The sequence below is a fragment of the Sinorhizobium sp. NFACC03 genome (genome assembly GCF_900103435.1).
Classification (GTDB): Bacteria; Pseudomonadota; Alphaproteobacteria; order Rhizobiales; family Rhizobiaceae; genus Ensifer.
Genome location: NZ_FMXF01000014.1, coordinates 1 through 15880 on the forward strand (window position 1 = coordinate 1; position 15880 = coordinate 15880).

Here is a 15880-nt window from a genome sequence, read left to right on the forward strand (position 1 = left end):
CATTGGCATAGAGCCGCTGCCGCAGTGCATCGCCGTTCTCGATCAGGTCGAAGACCGTGAGCGAGGCGGCGGCAATCACCGGCGCCAGCGTGTTGGAGAACAGATAGGGCCGCGAGCGCTGCCTCAGCCACTCGACGACCTCGGCCCTGGCCGAGGTATAGCCGCCGGAGGCGCCGCCGAGCGCCTTGCCGAGCGTGCCGGTGATGATGTCGATGCGGCCCTCGACGCCGCAATGTTCGGCCGAGCCGCGGCCATTCTTGCCGACGAAGCCGACCGCATGGCTGTCGTCGACCATGACCATGGCGCCGTATTTGTCGGCGAGGTCGCAGACGCCTTGCAGGTTGGCGATGATGCCGTCCATCGAGAACACGCCGTCGGTGGCGATCAGCTTGAAGCGGCTGCCCTCGGCCTTCTTCAGTTCCTCCTCCAGCGCCGCCATGTCGTTGTTGGCATAGCGGAAGCGTTTGGCCTTGGAGAGCCGCACGCCGTCGATGATCGAGGCGTGGTTGAGCGCGTCGGAGATGATCGCGTCCTCTTCGCCCAGCAGCGTTTCGAACAGGCCGCCATTGGCATCGAAGCAGGAGGAATAGAGGATGGTGTCTTCCAGGCCGAGGAACGACGAGATGCGGGCCTCGAGTTGCTTATGCTCCTCCTGCGTGCCGCAGATGAAGCGCACCGAGGCCATGCCGTAGCCGTAACGGTCGAGCGCCTGTTTGCCGGCCTCGGCGAGTTCCGCGTTGTCGGCAAGGCCGAGATAGTTGTTGGCGCAGAAGTTGAGCACGCGGTCGCCCGAGGCGACCTCGATCGCGCCCGCCTGCTTCGAGGTGATGACACGCTCCGACTTGTACAGCCCGGCCGTCTTCAGGCCCTCGAGTTCAGAACGAAGATGGGACAGAAAGGCTGAAGTCATGGCGCTCTCGCTCACAGAAAACATCGCGTTCCTGACGAGTATCATGACGGCTTTCGACTTGCAGCAAATTCCAGCGCGCCGAGGAGGCCGGCGCAAAAACGACAGGGCATTTCACGGCGAGATGGCGTGAGGGATATATTGTGTCGCCGCAGGCGCGCTCACGGACATATTCCTTCGCCGCGTCAGCACCCGCCGTGCGCGAACTCACCCGTCCACATACCCGTCGATGACCGCCAGGAACGCTTCGCCGTAGCGCTCGCGTTTGCTTTCGCCGATGCCGGGGATGTCGAGCAGTTCGTCGAAGTCCCGCGGGCGCTCCTTGGCGAGCGCGATCAAGGTCGCGTCGGGGAAGACGACATAGGGCGGGACGTTCAGCTCCTTGGCGATCGAGAAGCGCTCGGCACGAAGGAGTTCGAACAGTTCGAGGTCGGAACCCGCGAGGTCGGCGCGTTCGCGTTGCGAGCCCGATTTTGCCCCCCGTGCGGCCTTGCCCGAGGTCGGACGGTCCTTGCGGAAGAACACCTGGCGTTCGCGCTTGAAGACGGCGCGCGCATCCGGCTCCAGCTTCATCGCCCCGAAGGCAGCATGATCGACGCTGATCAGCCCCGCTGCTAGCAACTGCCGGAAGACCGATTGCCAGGTACGAACAGGAAGATCCTTGCCGGCGCCGAAGACGGGCATATCGACATGGCCGAAACGCTCGGTCTTTTCGTTGACCGTGCCGATCAGTACATCGATCACGTGCCCGGTGCCGAAGCGCTCGCCGGTGCGATAAACGGCGGCAAGCGCCTTGATTGCGGCCTCCGTGCCATCCCAGGTCTCGACCGGTTTCAGGCAGGTGTCGCAATGGCCGCAGCGTCCGGGATGGGCTTCGCCGAAATGCGCAAGGATCGCCTGACGGCGGCAGCCGGCGGTCTCGCAGATCGCCAAGAGCGCGTTGAGCTTGCCGCGCTCGATGCGCTTGATGTCGTCGGCCGCCCCGCCCTCGTCGATCATCCGGCGGCGCTGCAGTACGTCGGCCATGCCATAGGCCATCCAGACGTCGGAGGGCTCGCCGTCGCGGCCGGCACGCCCGGTTTCCTGGTAATAGGCCTCTACCGATCCCGGCAGATCGAGATGGGCGACGTAGCGCACGTCGGGCTTGTCGATGCCCATGCCGAAGGCGACGGTCGCGACAAGGCAGAGGCTCTCTTCCTTGAGAAACGCGTCCTGATGCTTGTCTCTGAGCGTCCGGTCCATGCCGGCGTGATAGGGCAGTGCCCGGATACCCTGGGCATTCAGCCACTCGGCCGTATCTTCGACCTTGGCACGCGACAGGCAATAGACGATACCGGACGAACCCTTGAAGCGCGAAAGGAAGCGCAGCAATTGTTGGCGCGGCTGGTCGCGCTCGACGATTTCATAGGCGATGTTCGGCCGGTCGAAGCTGGTGGTGAAGACCTTGGCATTGGTCAGCGCCAGCCGCTCGACGATATCGTCGCGCGTGTGCGGATCGGCGGTGGCCGTGAGCGCGATGCGTGGCACGCCGGGATAACGCTCCGCCAAAAGCCCAAGCGCGCGGTACTCCGGGCGAAAATCATGGCCCCATTGCGAAACGCAATGCGCCTCGTCGATGGCAAAGAGCGCGATGCGGGCATCGCCGAGAAGATCTGCGAAGCCATCGGTGACGATCCGCTCCGGCGTCACATATAGAAGGTCGAGCGTGCCGTCGTAGATCTGTCGCCGCACGGCGATCGCCTCCTCGCGGGTCAGCGACGAGTTGAGGGCCGCGGCATTGACGCCGAGCTGCTTCAACGCCTCCACCTGGTCGCGCATCAGCGCAATCAAAGGCGAGACGACCACGCCGAGCCCAGGACGGCAGAGCGCCGGGATCTGGAAGCAGAGCGATTTTCCGGCGCCGGTCGGAAAAAGAACGACGGCATCGCCGCCACCGGTCACGTGCTCGACCACTTCCTGTTGTCTGCCGCGAAAGGCGGAATAGCCATAGACGCGCTTCAGCACATCGAGCGGCGCCGGGCCGGCGTCGTCGAAGAGATGGCTGGCAGCGCTTGCGCCGCGCTTCGCCCTTTCGACAAACTCCATCACGTCTCCTTCACGGGAATCACTGCCTGCAATCATCGCAAGATGTGACCGCAATGCCATAGCCGTCAGGGCAAATGAAGAGAACGCCGTGATAATCCCGCACCATCAGCAGGCTTTTCAAGGTCGGGGATTGAGCTTTTGCCAGCTTGACCTTGCCAACGCAGCAGTACTTTAGTGGCTCCCAAAAATCAGGAAGTCATCATGGCGAACATTTTAGCGGCGAGCGGCGGCGTCAAGCAGATCATCTGCATCAACTGGGGTACGAAGTACGGCGCTCCGTTCATCAACCGGCTTTATGCCATGGTGGCGCGCAACATCACCCCGCCCTTCACCTTCACCTGCTTCACCGACAACTTCGAAGGACTGCGTCCGGAAATTCTCTGCGAGGACCTGCCGCCGCTCAACATCGCGGACATGCCCACGAACACGCCGGGCATCTGGCAGAAGTCGCGGCTCTGGGGACCGAAGCTCGGCAATCTCCAGGGCCCGGTCCTCTTTCTCGACCTCGACATCGTCATCGTCGGATCGCTCGATTCCTTCTTCGAGGTCGGCGAACCCGACGACGTGATCCTCGCCAGAAATCAGACAACGCCCTTCGAGCGCCTCGGCCAGACCTCGCTGTTCCGCTTCCCGGTGGGCAAACTCGTGCCCCTGCAGCAGAAGTTTGGCGCCAATCCTCAGGCGATTGCCGACGAGTATCGCTTCGAGCAGCGTTTCGTCACGCGCAATGCGCCCGGTGGCGTGAAGCTCTTCCCAAGGCGCTGGGTCCTGCATTACCGGCAGGACTGCCATTGGACCTTCCCGCTCAACTATTTCTTCACACCGCGCCTGCCGGCCGATGCGCGTGTGGTGCTTTTCCCGCGCAGCCTGCTGCCGCAACATGCGATCGACGGGCAATATGGCTATCGCGGACGCGTCGACACGCCGCTTGGACATATTCGACGCCTGTTCAACGGCGACCGCCGTGAGAAGAACCCGTTCCGCTACCTGCGCCACTATATCCGCCCTGCTCCATGGGTGGCCGAACATTGGCGCGAATAGTCGGCGTTCTGTTAAGATCGGGCAGGATTTCAGCGTGGCAGCGTAAGTTTTTAGATTAACGCGCCGCCGGCCCCTTCACGCGACCGGAAAGCACCCCGAAACCCTCGATGATCGCCTCCTGGTTCTCAAGACGAGTCACTTCGAGCTGCACTTCCTGAAGCGTGCGCAGCAGTTGCGGCACCGCTTCGAGGTCGCCTTCCTCCGTCGCATGCGCAAGCTCACGCTCGAGTTCACGCCGCTGCCAGTGCAGCGCCTTGGACCGCTGGTGCAAAGCCAGAGCCTGCAGATAACCTTCGCGCGCATCCTCGGGGGCTGCAGCCGTCGTCGCGGTCCAGAGCCGCGCATAGCGGATCTGCTGGTCGATCGCGGCGAGCAGTGCGCCGAAGCCTTCCCCATCCAGTTGCTCGATCAGGCCTTCGCGCGTCAGGCGCGGCCCCTGCGCGGCAGCAGCATTCAGCACCGCCGCCCAGCAGCGCTGCAGGTCGCGATGGTCGAACTCGATCGTCGAGATTTCGTCATACTCGTCGAACAGCAGCTGCGGGTGGTTGACGATGGTGAACGCCAGCACGCTTTCGCGTAACTCTGGCGGCCTCGTTGAGCGGTCAGCTTTCAACAACTGATTAAGCTTCGAACTGGCCGCAGTCCCCGCCTCGACAATAGCGCCCTTCAACGCGTCCGCGGGCTGCATCGACCGTTTGCCCCCTACGCGGCCGCCGCCACGCTCGAATGGGCGACGCTCGCCCCCCCGCCCCGATCCCGACGATTGCAGGAAGGCGTTCAGCCGGTCGCGCATGTCCTGGCCGTAGTGGCGGCGCACGCTTTCGTCGGCGATGACGGAAGTGACCTGCTTCAGCCGCGCTTCGAGCTCGGCGCGTTTCTCAGGCGTGTCGAACGATCCACCCTGGATCTCGCGCTGCCAGACCATGTCGGCAAGGGATCGCGCATTGGCGAGCACCTTGTCGAAGGGCGCGCGACCCTCGTGGCGCACCAGATCGTCCGGATCCTTGCCGTCAGGCAGCATCGCGAAACGCACCGAGCGGCCAGGCTTCAGGTGCGGCAACGCCAGGTCGACGCCACGATTGGCGGCACGGATGCCGGCGCCATCGCCGTCGAAGCAGAGCACCGGCTGCGACGTCATCTTCCAGAGAAGGTCGAGCTGGTTTTCGGTCAATGCCGTGCCGAGCGGCGCAACCGCGTTCTCGACGCCCGCCTGGTGCAGCGCGATCACGTCCATGTAGCCTTCGACGGCGATGATCGTTCCGGCGGCATCGTCCGGCCCGGCGTCACCCAGGCGGGCGGCCCCTTGCGAGGCCCGGCGGGCGCGGGCGAAATTGTAGAGCACGTTGCCCTTGTGGAAGAGCTCGGTCTCGTTGGAGTTCAGATATTTCGCCGGCGCATCCGGAGACATCGCGCGACCGCCGAAGGCGATGACCTTTTCGCGTGACGACAGGATCGGGAACATGATGCGGTCGCGGAAACGGTCGTAGGAAACCGGCACATCGGGCCCGTGCACGACGAGACCGCAGGCTTCGATCTGCTCCTTGCCGATACCCTTGCCAGCGAGAAATTCCTTGAGCGCGTTGCGGCTGTCGGGCGCAAAGCCTAGGCGGAAGGTCTCGATCGTGCGGCCTGTCAGGCCGCGTTCGCGCAGATAGGCGCGGGCCTTGGCGCCGCCCGCGGTCTGGAGCTGATCCTCAAAAAACGCGGTCGCCAGCTCCATGACGTCGAGAAGGCTGGTGCGCTCTTTCTCGCGCCGCTCGGCCTGCGGGTCGGGCTGCGGCATGGCAACGCCCGCCATGTCGGCGATCTGCTGCACGGCCTCCGGGAAGCTCAAGCCTTCGAGATCGGTCAGGAAGCGAAAATGGTCGCCGGAGACGCCGCAGCCGAAACAATGGTACCGGCCCTTGCGATCCTCGCAGTGGAAGCTCGGCGACTTCTCCCCATGGAAGGGGCAGCAGGCCCAATAGTCGCCGCGCGAGACATTGGTCTTGCGCCGATCCCAGGTGACGCGTTTGGCGATCACGTCCGAAATCGGCACGCGATCGCGTATCTCGTCGAGAAAGGATGGTGAAAAGCGCATGAAAACCTCTGGTCGATCTTCCATATAGGCGGCAAGGCCGCTGGACGCCACAACAGTGATCCGGCTTGCCCGCTATTCACAGGACGGAAACGGGATTCACGCCCGCTTCCACAACCAAAAGACGCAATTGAGATCTTCCAAGGACCAAAAGTAGAGCTTGACTCGCCGAAGGTGAATGGCATCAATTCGGCGTCCCGAACTGGAACACCCATCATGGCCATCGCCGTCGAAGCGCTCGCGTCCAGTCCCGTCTTCTTCAGCACCGTGCTGGATTACGCCCGCGGCATGGTCTCCATGTATGGGGACAACCCGCGCCTCGCTTCGATCTTTGCCTCGCAGCAACGCTGGCTGATGGCCCAATCCGGCCCTGCCCTCCATCACGACCGCGATCCCCAAGATCTGTCGAGCGGCCTCTATAGCGGTCGTTTCATCAACTATGTCGTCGCCAACGATATCGCCAGCCGCAACACCGCGGATCGATCGCGCGTTCGAAAACGAAATCCTTGCGAACGCCGAGGAGGCGACGCCCGTCACCTATGGCCGGGCGTGCGCAGTTACTTGAACGAGCTCTTACTTGAGCAGTTCCTTCACGAGACCGGACGCCTTGGCGAAGTCCATCTGACCCGGATAGCGCTCCTTGAGCACGTTCATGCACTTGCCCATGTCGCGCAAGCCTTGCGCGCCGGTTTCCTGGATCACCGAGGCGCAGAGTTCACGCACCGTCTCTTCCGGAAGCTGGGCCGGAAGGAACTGGTTGATGATCACGATTTCCTGGCGCTCCTGCTCGGCAAGCTCCGGCCGGCCGCCCTCGTCATAGATGCGGGCCGACTCTTCGCGCTGCTTGATCATCTTGGCGAGGATCTGCAGGATGTCGTCGTCGCTGACCGGGTCCTTGCCCAGGCCACGATTGGCGATGTCCCGGTCCTTGATCGCCGCCTGGATCAGCCGCACGGTCGAGGTACGCCGTGTGTCCTTGGCTTTCAGGGCTTCCTTCAGTGCGTCAGCGAACTGGTCGCGCATGTCCATACTCCATGTCGAAACCGGCCCGCGGTGCTCTGCCCGGAACCGGCTCGAAACCATCATTGTTGTCGTCGTCTTAAACCAGTGTGACAGGCGCAATCAAACGGAATACGCAACCGCTTGAATTAAAAGGAATTTTATTTCCTGACAATTCACAGCGGCCGGTTGACCCGGATCAGCGCTTTGGCTATTTTCCCGCACCTGCACGACATCGGCATGAGAGCACTTTCCGCGGGGATTCCGCGCGTCCATGCCTGAGCACATGAAATGGCGATCGACCGCCGGGCTTTCAAGCCCCGCTTCACGCCGCAACGGGATAGGAACGATGACCGCGACACCGGCATGGACCACTGAAAAACCAACCGCACTGCTCGTTCTGGCCGACGGCACCGTGATCGAAGGCAAGGGCATCGGCGCGACTGGCAAGGTGCAGGCGGAAGTCTGCTTCAACACGGCGCTGACGGGCTATCAGGAAATCCTGACGGACCCCTCCTATCTCGGCCAGATCGTCACCTTCACCTTCCCGCACATCGGCAATATCGGCGCCAATGACGAAGACATCGAAGACCTGACGCCGGCGGCACGCCACGGCGCGGTCGGCGTCATCTTCAAGGCCGACATCACCGAGCCGTCGAACTACCGCGCCGTCAAGCACCTCGACGCCTGGCTGAAGGCCCGCGGCATCATCGGCCTCTGCGGCATCGACACCCGCGCGCTCACCGCCTGGATCCGCGAAAACGGCATGCCGAACGCCGTCATCGCCCACGACCCCGCCGGCGTCTTCGACATCGACACGCTGAAGGCCGAAGCCAAGGCCTGGAGCGGGCTTGAAGGCCTCGACCTCGCCAAGGTCGCGACCTCGGGCCAGTCCTCGCGCTGGGACGAGAAGCCCTGGGTCTGGGACGAGGGCTATTCGACGCTCGGCGAAACCGATGCCGCCTACCATATCGTCGCGCTCGACTATGGCGTGAAGCGCAACATTCTGCGCCTCTTCGCCGGCCTCAACGCCCGCGTCACCATCATGCCGGCTTCGACCAGCGCCGATGAAGTACTGGCGCAGAAGCCGGATGGCATCTTCCTGTCCAACGGCCCGGGCGACCCGGCGGCTACCGGCGAATATGCCGTGCCTGTCATCCAGAACCTGCTGAAGAGCGATATCCCGGTCTTCGGCATCTGCCTCGGCCACCAGATGCTGGCGCTTGCCCTCGGCGGCAAGACCGAGAAGATGCACCAGGGCCACCACGGCGCCAACCACCCGGTCAAGGATCACACGACGGGCAAGGTCGAGATCGTCTCGATGAATCACGGCTTCGCGGTCGATTCGAAGTCGCTGCCGGAAGGCGTTGAAGAGACTCACATTTCGCTCTTCGACGGCACGAACTGCGGCCTGCGGGTTGCCGGCAAGCCGGTGTTCTCGGTCCAGCACCACCCGGAAGCCTCGCCCGGCCCGCAGGACAGCCACTACCTCTTCCGCCGCTTCATGAACCTTGTGCGCGAGAAGAAGGGCGAGCCGGCATTGGCCGAGCGCTAAGCGCAACAAACATTCGGACAAAAGGCCCGCCTCGCGCGGGCCTTTTCTTTGGCGACAGGGCATCGGCCGATATCGCCAATCGCGTCCACCGAGGCGGGAGTACAGCTCGTCGTTTTGTCTGTCAGCCGTCGGCGAGACGGTCGGCAATGAAGTCGACAACCGCCCGGACCGACGGGAGCTGGCCGCGCCGATGCGGCATCAAAAGCGTTGTCGTGACCAGCCCCCCCTGCCAGTCGGGCAGCACCCGCACGAGGCTGCCATTGTCGATCTCGGCATGACAGAGCTTGCGCGGCAGCGCGGTGATGCCGAGCCCGGACAATGCCGCCTCGAGCAGCACACGCGATTCGTCTGCGACGAAGCGTGGCTGCGGCTTCAGCGAGATGGTGGCGTCGTCCGCGTTGCGCAGCGTCCAACCATCGCTTACGAGCGACGTGAGCAGGCCATCATGGTCGTCGACGTCAGCGGGCTCGGCAGGCGTGCCGCGTCGGGCGAGATAGCCGGGTGCGGCAACGAGCCAGATGACTTCCGAGGCGACCCGCCGCTGGACGAGACCGGAATCGGGCAAGGGCGCGAAATGATCGCGCACGGCGATATCGAAGCCTTCCTGGATCAGATCGACGAAGCGGTCGGTCGCATGCAGCACCACCCGCATCTTCGGATAGGCTAGCGCCAGCTGAGGCAGCAGCCCCGAAAGCGTCATCTGCGCAGTCGGCACCGAAGCGGTGATGCGCACCGTGCCGCTTGGTTCTGCAAGCCTGCCCTTGACCACGGCTTCAGCCGCTTCCGCCTCGATCAGCATCGCGGCCGCATGGCGATAGAAGTCCTCGCCGATCTCGGTCACCGTGAAGCGGCGGGACGTGCGGTTGATGAGCCGGACGCCAAGCATCTTCTCAAGCTCCGCCACGCGCTTGCTGAGCGTCGATTTCGGCACGTTGAGCACACGCGCAGCCGGCGCGAAGCCCCTATGGTCGACCACATGGGCGAAGATGATGAAGTCGTTGAGATTGCGCATCGCGGCTCCCGATGTCCACGCCTATGGATGACATGTCCGTATTTGGCCAAATTTCAAAAGGCCGTCCACAAATTCATCGCCCCGCATTGAAACCGAATATCCAGGGAGAGGCTGGGCCCCTTCGCAATGCTGACCCGCTGACGGATGAGGTCACGGACGTGACTTGCGGTTGACCCTTCGCCGGGCTTCGCGCATCCTCCCGTGCAACTGGAGGTGACGATGATTACAGGTCCGCCTCTCGATCCTGGAAAGCGAGGGTGGCGTCGTCGGCGACGACGAGGTTCCCGGTGCGTGAATTTCTGACAAAATTTCAATGCCTTGGCCGATCCGCCTGAATAAGATTGGCCACCGCTTGAATCGATCTGCGAACAAAAAAGCCCGCCGTTTCCGGCGGGCTTTTTGTGATGCGATTGCCAGCGCTTACTTGCAGGCGGCGCAGAAACGCTGGATGCGGCGGCAAGCCTCTTCGAGCTGAGCTTCCGAGGTTGCGTAAGAAATGCGGAAGTTCGGGCCGAGACCGAAGGCCGAACCATGCACGACGGCAACGCCTTCGGATTCGAGCAGCTCGGAGACGAAATCTTCGTCCGTCTCGATGACCTTGCCCGACGGCGCGGTCTTGCCGATCAGGCCGGCGCAGGACGGGTAGACGTAGAAGGCGCCTTCCGGCGTCGGGCACGCAATGCCCTTGGCCTGGTTCAGCATCGAGACGACCAGATCGCGGCGGCCTTCGAAGATCTTCTTGTTCTCGGGGATGAAGTCCTGCGTGCCGTTCAGCGCCTCGACGGCCGCCCACTGCGCGATCGAGGTGGCGCCCGAGGTCTGCTGACCCTGGATCATGTCCATGGCCTTGATGAGCTGAAGCGGACCGGCAGCGTAGCCGATGCGCCAGCCGGTCATGGCATAGGCCTTGGAGACGCCGTTCATCGTCAGCGTGCGGTCATAAAGGCCGGGCTCGACTTCGACCGGGGTCGCGAACTTGAAGTCGCCATAGGTCAGGTGCTCGTACATGTCGTCGGTCAGCACCCAGACATGCGGATGCTTCATCAGCACGTCCGTCAGCGCCTTCAGTTCGGCATGGCTGTAGGCAGCGCCCGACGGGTTGGACGGCGAGTTGAAGACGAACCACTTGGTCTTCGGCGTAATCGCCTTGTCCAGGTCCTCCGCCGTGAGTTTGAAGTTGTTTTCCTGGGTGGCCGAGACGAACACCGGCGTGCCGCCGCACAGCGCCACCATTTCCGGATAGGAGACCCAGTAGGGCGCCGGGATGACGACTTCATCGCCCGCGTTCAGGGTCGCCATGAACGCGTTGAAAAGAATCTGCTTTCCGCCGGTGCCGACGATCGTCTGGGCGGCGGTGTAATCAAGGTTGTTCTCGCGCTTGAACTTCTTGGCGATCGCTTCGCGCAGTTCCGGAATGCCGGAGACCGGCGTGTACTTCGTCTCGCCGCGGTTGATGGCGTCGATCGCCGCCTTCTTGATATTGTCGGGCGTATCGAAGTCCGGCTCCCCGGCGCCGAGGCCGATCACATCACGACCTTTCGCTTTCAGCTCACGGGCTTTCTGCGAAACGGCGATAGTGGCGGAAGGCTTTACACGGGAGAGGGCATCGGCAAGGAAGGCCATGGGTGAAGGTCCTGATCGTTTCGAGACGAGGTGATCGCTACGGAACGTAAAAAGCCAGGCTCCATAGCGGTTAGGTCTATGTCGAAAGACGCCCGGTCTTGCAAGCGCCGGAACGGCAAAAACGCCGGAAACGCGGGCAAAAAGCGTCACCATGACAAAGTTTCATGAGTGCGATCAGCGTTGTCGATCGCCAGTCGCGATCCCGAGGCGATCCTCGCCCACAAGTCCAGCGCCGAAAAAAGGAATTATGGCGGTCGTTTGAACGGCCACGAAACGTATCAGTCGGAAACGGTTCTTGATCGCGATTTATTCAAAAAAATCAGCGGCGTTCGGCATTTTTTGAAATGCCATAATTTGGCCATCACAACTGTCGCGGTCCGCCGCAATTCCGTCCTGCAACAGCCGGTTTCCGGGCCTTTTCTTCGATCATCCGAACACATTCGCATTACGGGGGTTATGCAATGTTTCTCGACGACGAAATCGCCTCATTGAAAACCGGGCAGAACGAAGCGCGCTGGGGCATGTATCTGGCGATCGCAGCGCTCGCCGCCTGCATCCTGATGATCATCGGCCTGATGACCCAGGCCGCGGCCGAAACTGCCGACGCCAAGCCTCAGCAGATGGCAGGTTATGTTCGCCCCAACGATATCGGCGCGGGCGCCCTGCTCTTCCCGTCGAAGGAACCCGGCTACTTCGTCGAGGCGCCGCGGCTGGCGACGGACGTGACGATCGACGTCAACGGCCCGATCATGCTCACCCGCGTGACCCAGCGCTTCGAGAACCCCAGCAAGGGCTGGGTCGAAGGCACCTATGTCTTCCCCCTGCCCGAGGATTCGGCGGTCGATACGCTGAAGATGCAGATCGGCGACCGCTTCATCGAGGGCCAGATAAAGCCGCGCCAGGAAGCCAAGGAGATCTACGAACAGGCGAAGGCCGAGGGCAAGAAGGCGGCACTGCTCGAGCAACAGCGCCCGAACATCTTCACCAACCAGGTCGCCAATATCGGCCCCGGCGAAACGGTCGTCATACAGATCGAGTACCAGAGCGCGGTCCGCCAATCGAACGGCCTCTATTCTCTCCGTTTCCCGATGGTGGTCGCGCCCCGCCATAACCCGCAGCCGATCGTTCAGACCGTCGATCTCGACAGCCGCACCGGCTATGCCGTCAACGATCCGGTCCCCAATCGCGAAAAGATCGAAGCGCCGGTTCTCGACCCCAAGCAAAACGCTAAGGTCAACCCCGTCACGCTGACGGTGAACCTGAAGGCAGGCTTCCCGCTCGGCGAAGTCAAGTCCGGCTACCACGACGTCGATATCGCCAACCTCGATGATCTCAGCCGCCGCGTCACGCTGAAGGGTGACAGCGTTCCGGCCGACCGCGATTTCGAGCTCACCTGGAATGCGATCGACGGCAAGAGCCCCTATGCCGGCCTCTTCCGCGAGACGGTCGGAAACAAGACCTACCTGCTCATCCGCTTCGACGACACGATGTCGGTGCATTTTCCTGATCTCGTCGAGGCAACGCCGGACAAGCGCGAGGATGCGATCGCCTATGTCCGCGGTCTCACCGCCGACGGCGGCACGGAAATGCTGCCCGCGCTGGAAGCTGCACTGCGTACGCAAGGGCCGGTTCAGGCCGGCGCGCTTCGCCAGGTGGTCTTCCTGACCGATGGCGCGATCGGCAATGAGGCGCAGCTCTTCGACGAGATCCAGAAAAACCGCGGCGACGCCCGCGTCTTCACCGTCGGCATCGGTTCGGCCCCGAACAGTCACTTCATGACCAAGGCCGCCGAATACGGCCGCGGCACCTTCACGCTGATCGGCTCCGAGAGCCAGGTGGCGACACGCATGGGCGAGCTCTTCACCAAGCTCGAAAGCCCCGCGATGACCGATATCTCCGCGAGCTTCGAGGCCGCATCGGCAAGCGACATCACCCCAAACCCCATGCCCGATCTCTATCGCGGCGAGCCGGTGGTGCTGACGGCCCAACTCGATGGCACCGCACCCGAAGGCAAGCTGCAGATTCTCGGCAAGGCCGGCGACCAGCCCTGGCGCGTCGAGATGGATATCGCCAAGGCCTCCATCGGCCAGGGTATCGCCAAGCTCTGGGCGCGCCGCAAGATCGATGATCTCGAGGCAAGTGCCGCTGCAATTGCCGATCCCGCCACGCTCGACAAGCGGATCGAGACCGTCGCGCTTGCCCATCACCTCGTCTCCCGCGTCACCAGCCTCGTCGCCGTCGACGCGACGCCGTCGCGTCCGGCCGGCGAGCCACAGGCCGAAACGAAGCTGCCGCTCAACCTTCCGGCCGGCTGGGACTTCGGCAAGGTCTTTGGTGAAACGCCCGCTGAGAGCGCCCCCGGGAAGGTCGACGAACGCGACGCTGCGGTCGAGAGCCGGACCAAGCTTGCCATGGTGACGGCGGACCGCATGCTGGCGGCACCAACCGCACGGGCGGCAGGCATGATCGCCGAGGCCAACAACCAAGTGACCCTGCCGCAGACGGCAACGGAAGCGGACAAGCAGATCCTGGTCGGCCTGATGCTCCTCGCCTTCGCCCTGCTCGCAGGCACGACCTTCGTCTTTTGGCGCGCGCCGATCGCCGCCGTCGTGCTTGCGGGAGTGCGCCGCCGTGGCCGCTGACAACGAAAGGCCCGAGCCAGGCCCGGGCTTTCTCGCCCGCCTCTCGGCGGTCGAGACGATCGTGCTCGCGATCATCGCGCTCATTGCCCTTGCCGGTCTCCTGCTGATCGGCAAGGGTTTCTACATGAAGGCCAAGGCCGAGGTCTCGCAGGTGCTTCTGAAACGCACTTTCGAGGCGCAATTGCACGGCAACCCGGATGGCAGGCCCTGGCCCTGGGCTGACTTCCAGACGGCGGCAGAAATCTCGGCGCCCCGGATCAATCGCTCTGCGGTCGTGCTCGAAGGCGCGAGCGGCGAAGCGCTCGCCTTCGGCCCCGCCTGGCTGACGACGACGCCCTTGCCCGGCGACGAAGGCACCTCCGTCATCGCCGCGCACCGCGACACGCATTTCCGTTGGCTGAAGGACGTCAATCCCGGCGACCTCCTGGTGCTGACGCGCAAGGACGGTCGCCGCTTCCTGTTCCGGGCCGGCGAAAGCCGCGTCGCCCGCTGGGACGAAAGCGGCATCAACGCATCGGCCACCGGCCACCATCTGGCGCTTGCCACCTGCTGGCCCTTCGATGCGATCGAACAGGGGCCGATGCGCTATATCGTCAATGCCGAACTCATCGGCGAACAACGGCCAGTGCCGCTGACGACAGGATCGATCTCGAAATAAACCGCTTTTGATCGGATGTGACTTGAACCGCTCCGTCTCCCGCTCCAGCTTGCCAGTTGAACGAATCGGCCCGGAGAAGCGCAATGCCGCGAGCGGATGCAGCAGTGTCGAAACAGGTAGGCACGCGGCGGCACACCCGATCGCTCGCGGTGCTCGTCGCTTTGGCCACGATGGCCGCCCCCTTGGGCGCTCACGCCGAAGAGACGCGCGAATTCCCGAGCCAGAACGGCACCCTGCGCGTCGAGACCTTGGCGGCCGGCCTCGAACACCCCTGGTCCGTCGAAGCGCTACCCGATGGAGGGCTGATCGTCAGCGAACGCCCCGGCCGGCTGAGGATCGTGCGCGACGGCAAGGTGTCGAAGCCGCTGAAGGGGGTACCCAAGGTCGCTGAACGTGGCCAGGGCGGCCTGCTCGACATCGCACTTGACCCTGGTTTCGCAAAGAACAGGACGCTCTATCTGACATTGGCCGCCAATGGCAAAGGCGGCTACGGCACCGCCGTCGTGCGGGCGAAACTCGCTGATGACGAGAGCGGTCTTGCCGAGGTCAAGGAACTCTTCCGGATGAGCAAGTTCACCGGCAAGGGACAGCATTTCGGTTCGCGCATTGCGATCGCGCCCGACGGCAGCCTGTATTTCGGTATCGGCGACCGCGGTGAACGCGATCGGGCGCAGGACCCGCGCGATCATGCCGGCGCCATCCTGCACATCAACGCCGATGGCAGCGTTCCCGGATCGAACCCCTATCGCGGCGGCACCGGCGGCCTGGCGGAGATCTGGTCGAAGGGTCACCGCAATCCGCAAGGGATCACCTTCGACCCGAAGGACGGCACGCTTTTGACGGTCGAGCACGGCGCGCGCGGCGGCGATGAGGTCAACAATCCGCAGGCCGGCCACAACTACGGTTGGCCGGTCATCACCTACGGCAAGGACTATTCCGGCGCCGAGATCGGCGAAGGCACGGCGAAGGACGGCCTCGATCAGCCCCTCTTCTATTGGGATCCCTCGATCGCCCCCGGCGCGCTCGCCATCTATCGCGGCAAGATGTTTCCCGAGTGGGACGGCGACCTTTTGGTTGCCGCTTTGAAGTACCAGCTTCTCGCGCGGTTGGAGCGTGACGACAACGGTGCCATCGGCGCCGAGGAACGGCTGTTCGACGGCGAGTTCGGCCGCATCCGCGACGTCGTCGTCGCGCCAGATGGCGCATTGCTGATGGTGACCGACGAGGAAAATGGCGCCGTTCTCCGCGTCTCCAAGGGCGCGACGCAATAGCAATTGAGCC

General features: G+C 63.4%; 12 protein-coding genes. 6 read left to right on the top strand and 6 right to left on the bottom strand.

Going from position 1 to position 15880, the window contains the following annotated elements; all coding sequences use genetic code 11:
* Window positions 1-910 (bottom strand): glycine C-acetyltransferase (locus BLU35_RS18070; RefSeq protein ID WP_093233953.1); only part of this gene is annotated, 910 nt, incomplete at its 3' end.
* A 204-nt stretch (window positions 911-1114) separates the two neighbouring features.
* Entirely contained in the window at window positions 1115-2992 is a 1878-nt protein-coding gene (recQ, locus tag BLU35_RS18075) for a DNA helicase RecQ (RefSeq protein ID WP_058326563.1), read from the bottom strand.
* A 201-nt stretch (window positions 2993-3193) separates the two neighbouring features.
* Here recQ and BLU35_RS18080 point away from each other — a divergent pair, with 201 nt between their 5' ends.
* The gene (locus BLU35_RS18080) at window positions 3194-4033 is read left to right on the top strand and encodes a glycosyl transferase (RefSeq protein ID WP_093233955.1); all 840 of its coding nucleotides are present in this window, start codon (window positions 3194-3196) and stop codon (window positions 4031-4033) included.
* A 55-nt stretch (window positions 4034-4088) separates the two neighbouring features.
* Here BLU35_RS18080 and dnaG read toward each other — a convergent pair whose 3' ends face one another.
* Together dnaG and BLU35_RS18095 are read right to left on the bottom strand one after the other, a co-directional pair.
* Window positions 4089-6113 carry a DNA primase gene (gene dnaG, locus BLU35_RS18085; protein WP_057253182.1) on the bottom strand — a complete coding sequence of 675 codons (2025 nt, stop codon included), beginning with the start codon at window positions 6111-6113 and terminating at the stop codon, window positions 4089-4091.
* A gap of 570 nt (window positions 6114-6683) precedes the next feature.
* On the bottom strand, window positions 6684-7133 hold the full coding sequence (locus tag BLU35_RS18095; protein WP_057254340.1) for a GatB/YqeY domain-containing protein: 450 nt from the start codon (window positions 7131-7133) through the stop codon (window positions 6684-6686).
* A gap of 325 nt (window positions 7134-7458) precedes the next feature.
* Between BLU35_RS18095 and carA the strand changes: the two genes are divergently transcribed.
* Window positions 7459-8664, top strand: coding sequence for a glutamine-hydrolyzing carbamoyl-phosphate synthase small subunit (carA, locus tag BLU35_RS18100; RefSeq protein WP_093233957.1), 1206 nt, complete (start codon window positions 7459-7461; stop codon window positions 8662-8664).
* Between the two features lie 121 nt (window positions 8665-8785).
* Here the strand turns inward: carA and BLU35_RS18105 are convergent, their stop codons facing one another.
* Window positions 8786-9676, bottom strand: a complete 891-nt coding sequence (locus BLU35_RS18105; protein WP_093233958.1) for a LysR substrate-binding domain-containing protein — start codon at window positions 9674-9676, stop codon at window positions 8786-8788.
* A 420-nt stretch (window positions 9677-10096) separates the two neighbouring features.
* Entirely contained in the window at window positions 10097-11299 is a 1203-nt protein-coding gene (locus tag BLU35_RS18110; RefSeq protein WP_057253175.1) for a pyridoxal phosphate-dependent aminotransferase, read from the bottom strand.
* Between the two features lie 180 nt (window positions 11300-11479).
* Between BLU35_RS18110 and BLU35_RS35020 the strand changes: the two genes are divergently transcribed.
* From BLU35_RS35020 to BLU35_RS18125, 4 genes are all read left to right on the top strand, one after another.
* Window positions 11480-11791: a hypothetical protein gene (locus BLU35_RS35020; RefSeq protein WP_143032948.1), complete on the top strand. Its 312-nt coding sequence runs from the start codon at window positions 11480-11482 to the stop codon at window positions 11789-11791.
* Window positions 11761-13941 carry a VIT domain-containing protein gene (locus BLU35_RS18115; RefSeq protein WP_093233959.1) on the top strand — a complete coding sequence of 727 codons (2181 nt, stop codon included), beginning with the start codon at window positions 11761-11763 and terminating at the stop codon, window positions 13939-13941. The genes BLU35_RS35020 and BLU35_RS18115 overlap by 31 nt, the downstream gene beginning before the upstream one ends.
* The gene (locus tag BLU35_RS18120) at window positions 13913-14599 is read left to right on the top strand and encodes a class GN sortase (protein ID WP_093233960.1); all 687 of its coding nucleotides are present in this window, start codon (window positions 13913-13915) and stop codon (window positions 14597-14599) included. Before BLU35_RS18115 ends, BLU35_RS18120 begins: the two co-directional genes overlap by 29 nt.
* A 170-nt stretch (window positions 14600-14769) precedes the next feature.
* A complete protein-coding gene (locus BLU35_RS18125) occupies window positions 14770-15870 on the top strand; it encodes a PQQ-dependent sugar dehydrogenase (RefSeq protein ID WP_286161554.1) in 1101 nt (366 codons plus the stop codon).
* Window positions 15871-15880: the final 10 nt, after the last annotated feature.

Bases quoted from the DNA above. Each gene is read 5' to 3' on its own strand.
- BLU35_RS18080 (WP_093233955.1), top strand. From the start codon at position 3,194: ATGGCGAACATTTTAGCGGCGAGCGGCGGCGTCAAGCAGATCATCTGC.
- BLU35_RS18105 (WP_093233958.1), bottom strand. From the start codon at position 9,676: ATGCGCAATCTCAACGACTTCATCATCTTCGCCCATGTGGTCGACCAT.
- carA (WP_093233957.1), top strand. From the start codon at position 7,459: ATGACCGCGACACCGGCATGGACCACTGAAAAACCAACCGCACTGCTC.
- BLU35_RS18110 (WP_057253175.1), bottom strand. From the start codon at position 11,299: ATGGCCTTCCTTGCCGATGCCCTCTCCCGTGTAAAGCCTTCCGCCACT.
- BLU35_RS18095 (WP_057254340.1), bottom strand. From the start codon at position 7,133: ATGCGCGACCAGTTCGCTGACGCACTGAAGGAAGCCCTGAAAGCCAAG.
- dnaG (WP_057253182.1), bottom strand. From the start codon at position 6,113: ATGCGCTTTTCACCATCCTTTCTCGACGAGATACGCGATCGCGTGCCG.
- BLU35_RS18125 (WP_286161554.1), top strand. From the start codon at position 14,770: ATGGCCGCCCCCTTGGGCGCTCACGCCGAAGAGACGCGCGAATTCCCG.
- recQ (WP_058326563.1), bottom strand. From the start codon at position 2,992: ATGGAGTTTGTCGAAAGGGCGAAGCGCGGCGCAAGCGCTGCCAGCCAT.
- BLU35_RS18115 (WP_093233959.1), top strand. From the start codon at position 11,761: ATGTTTCTCGACGACGAAATCGCCTCATTGAAAACCGGGCAGAACGAA.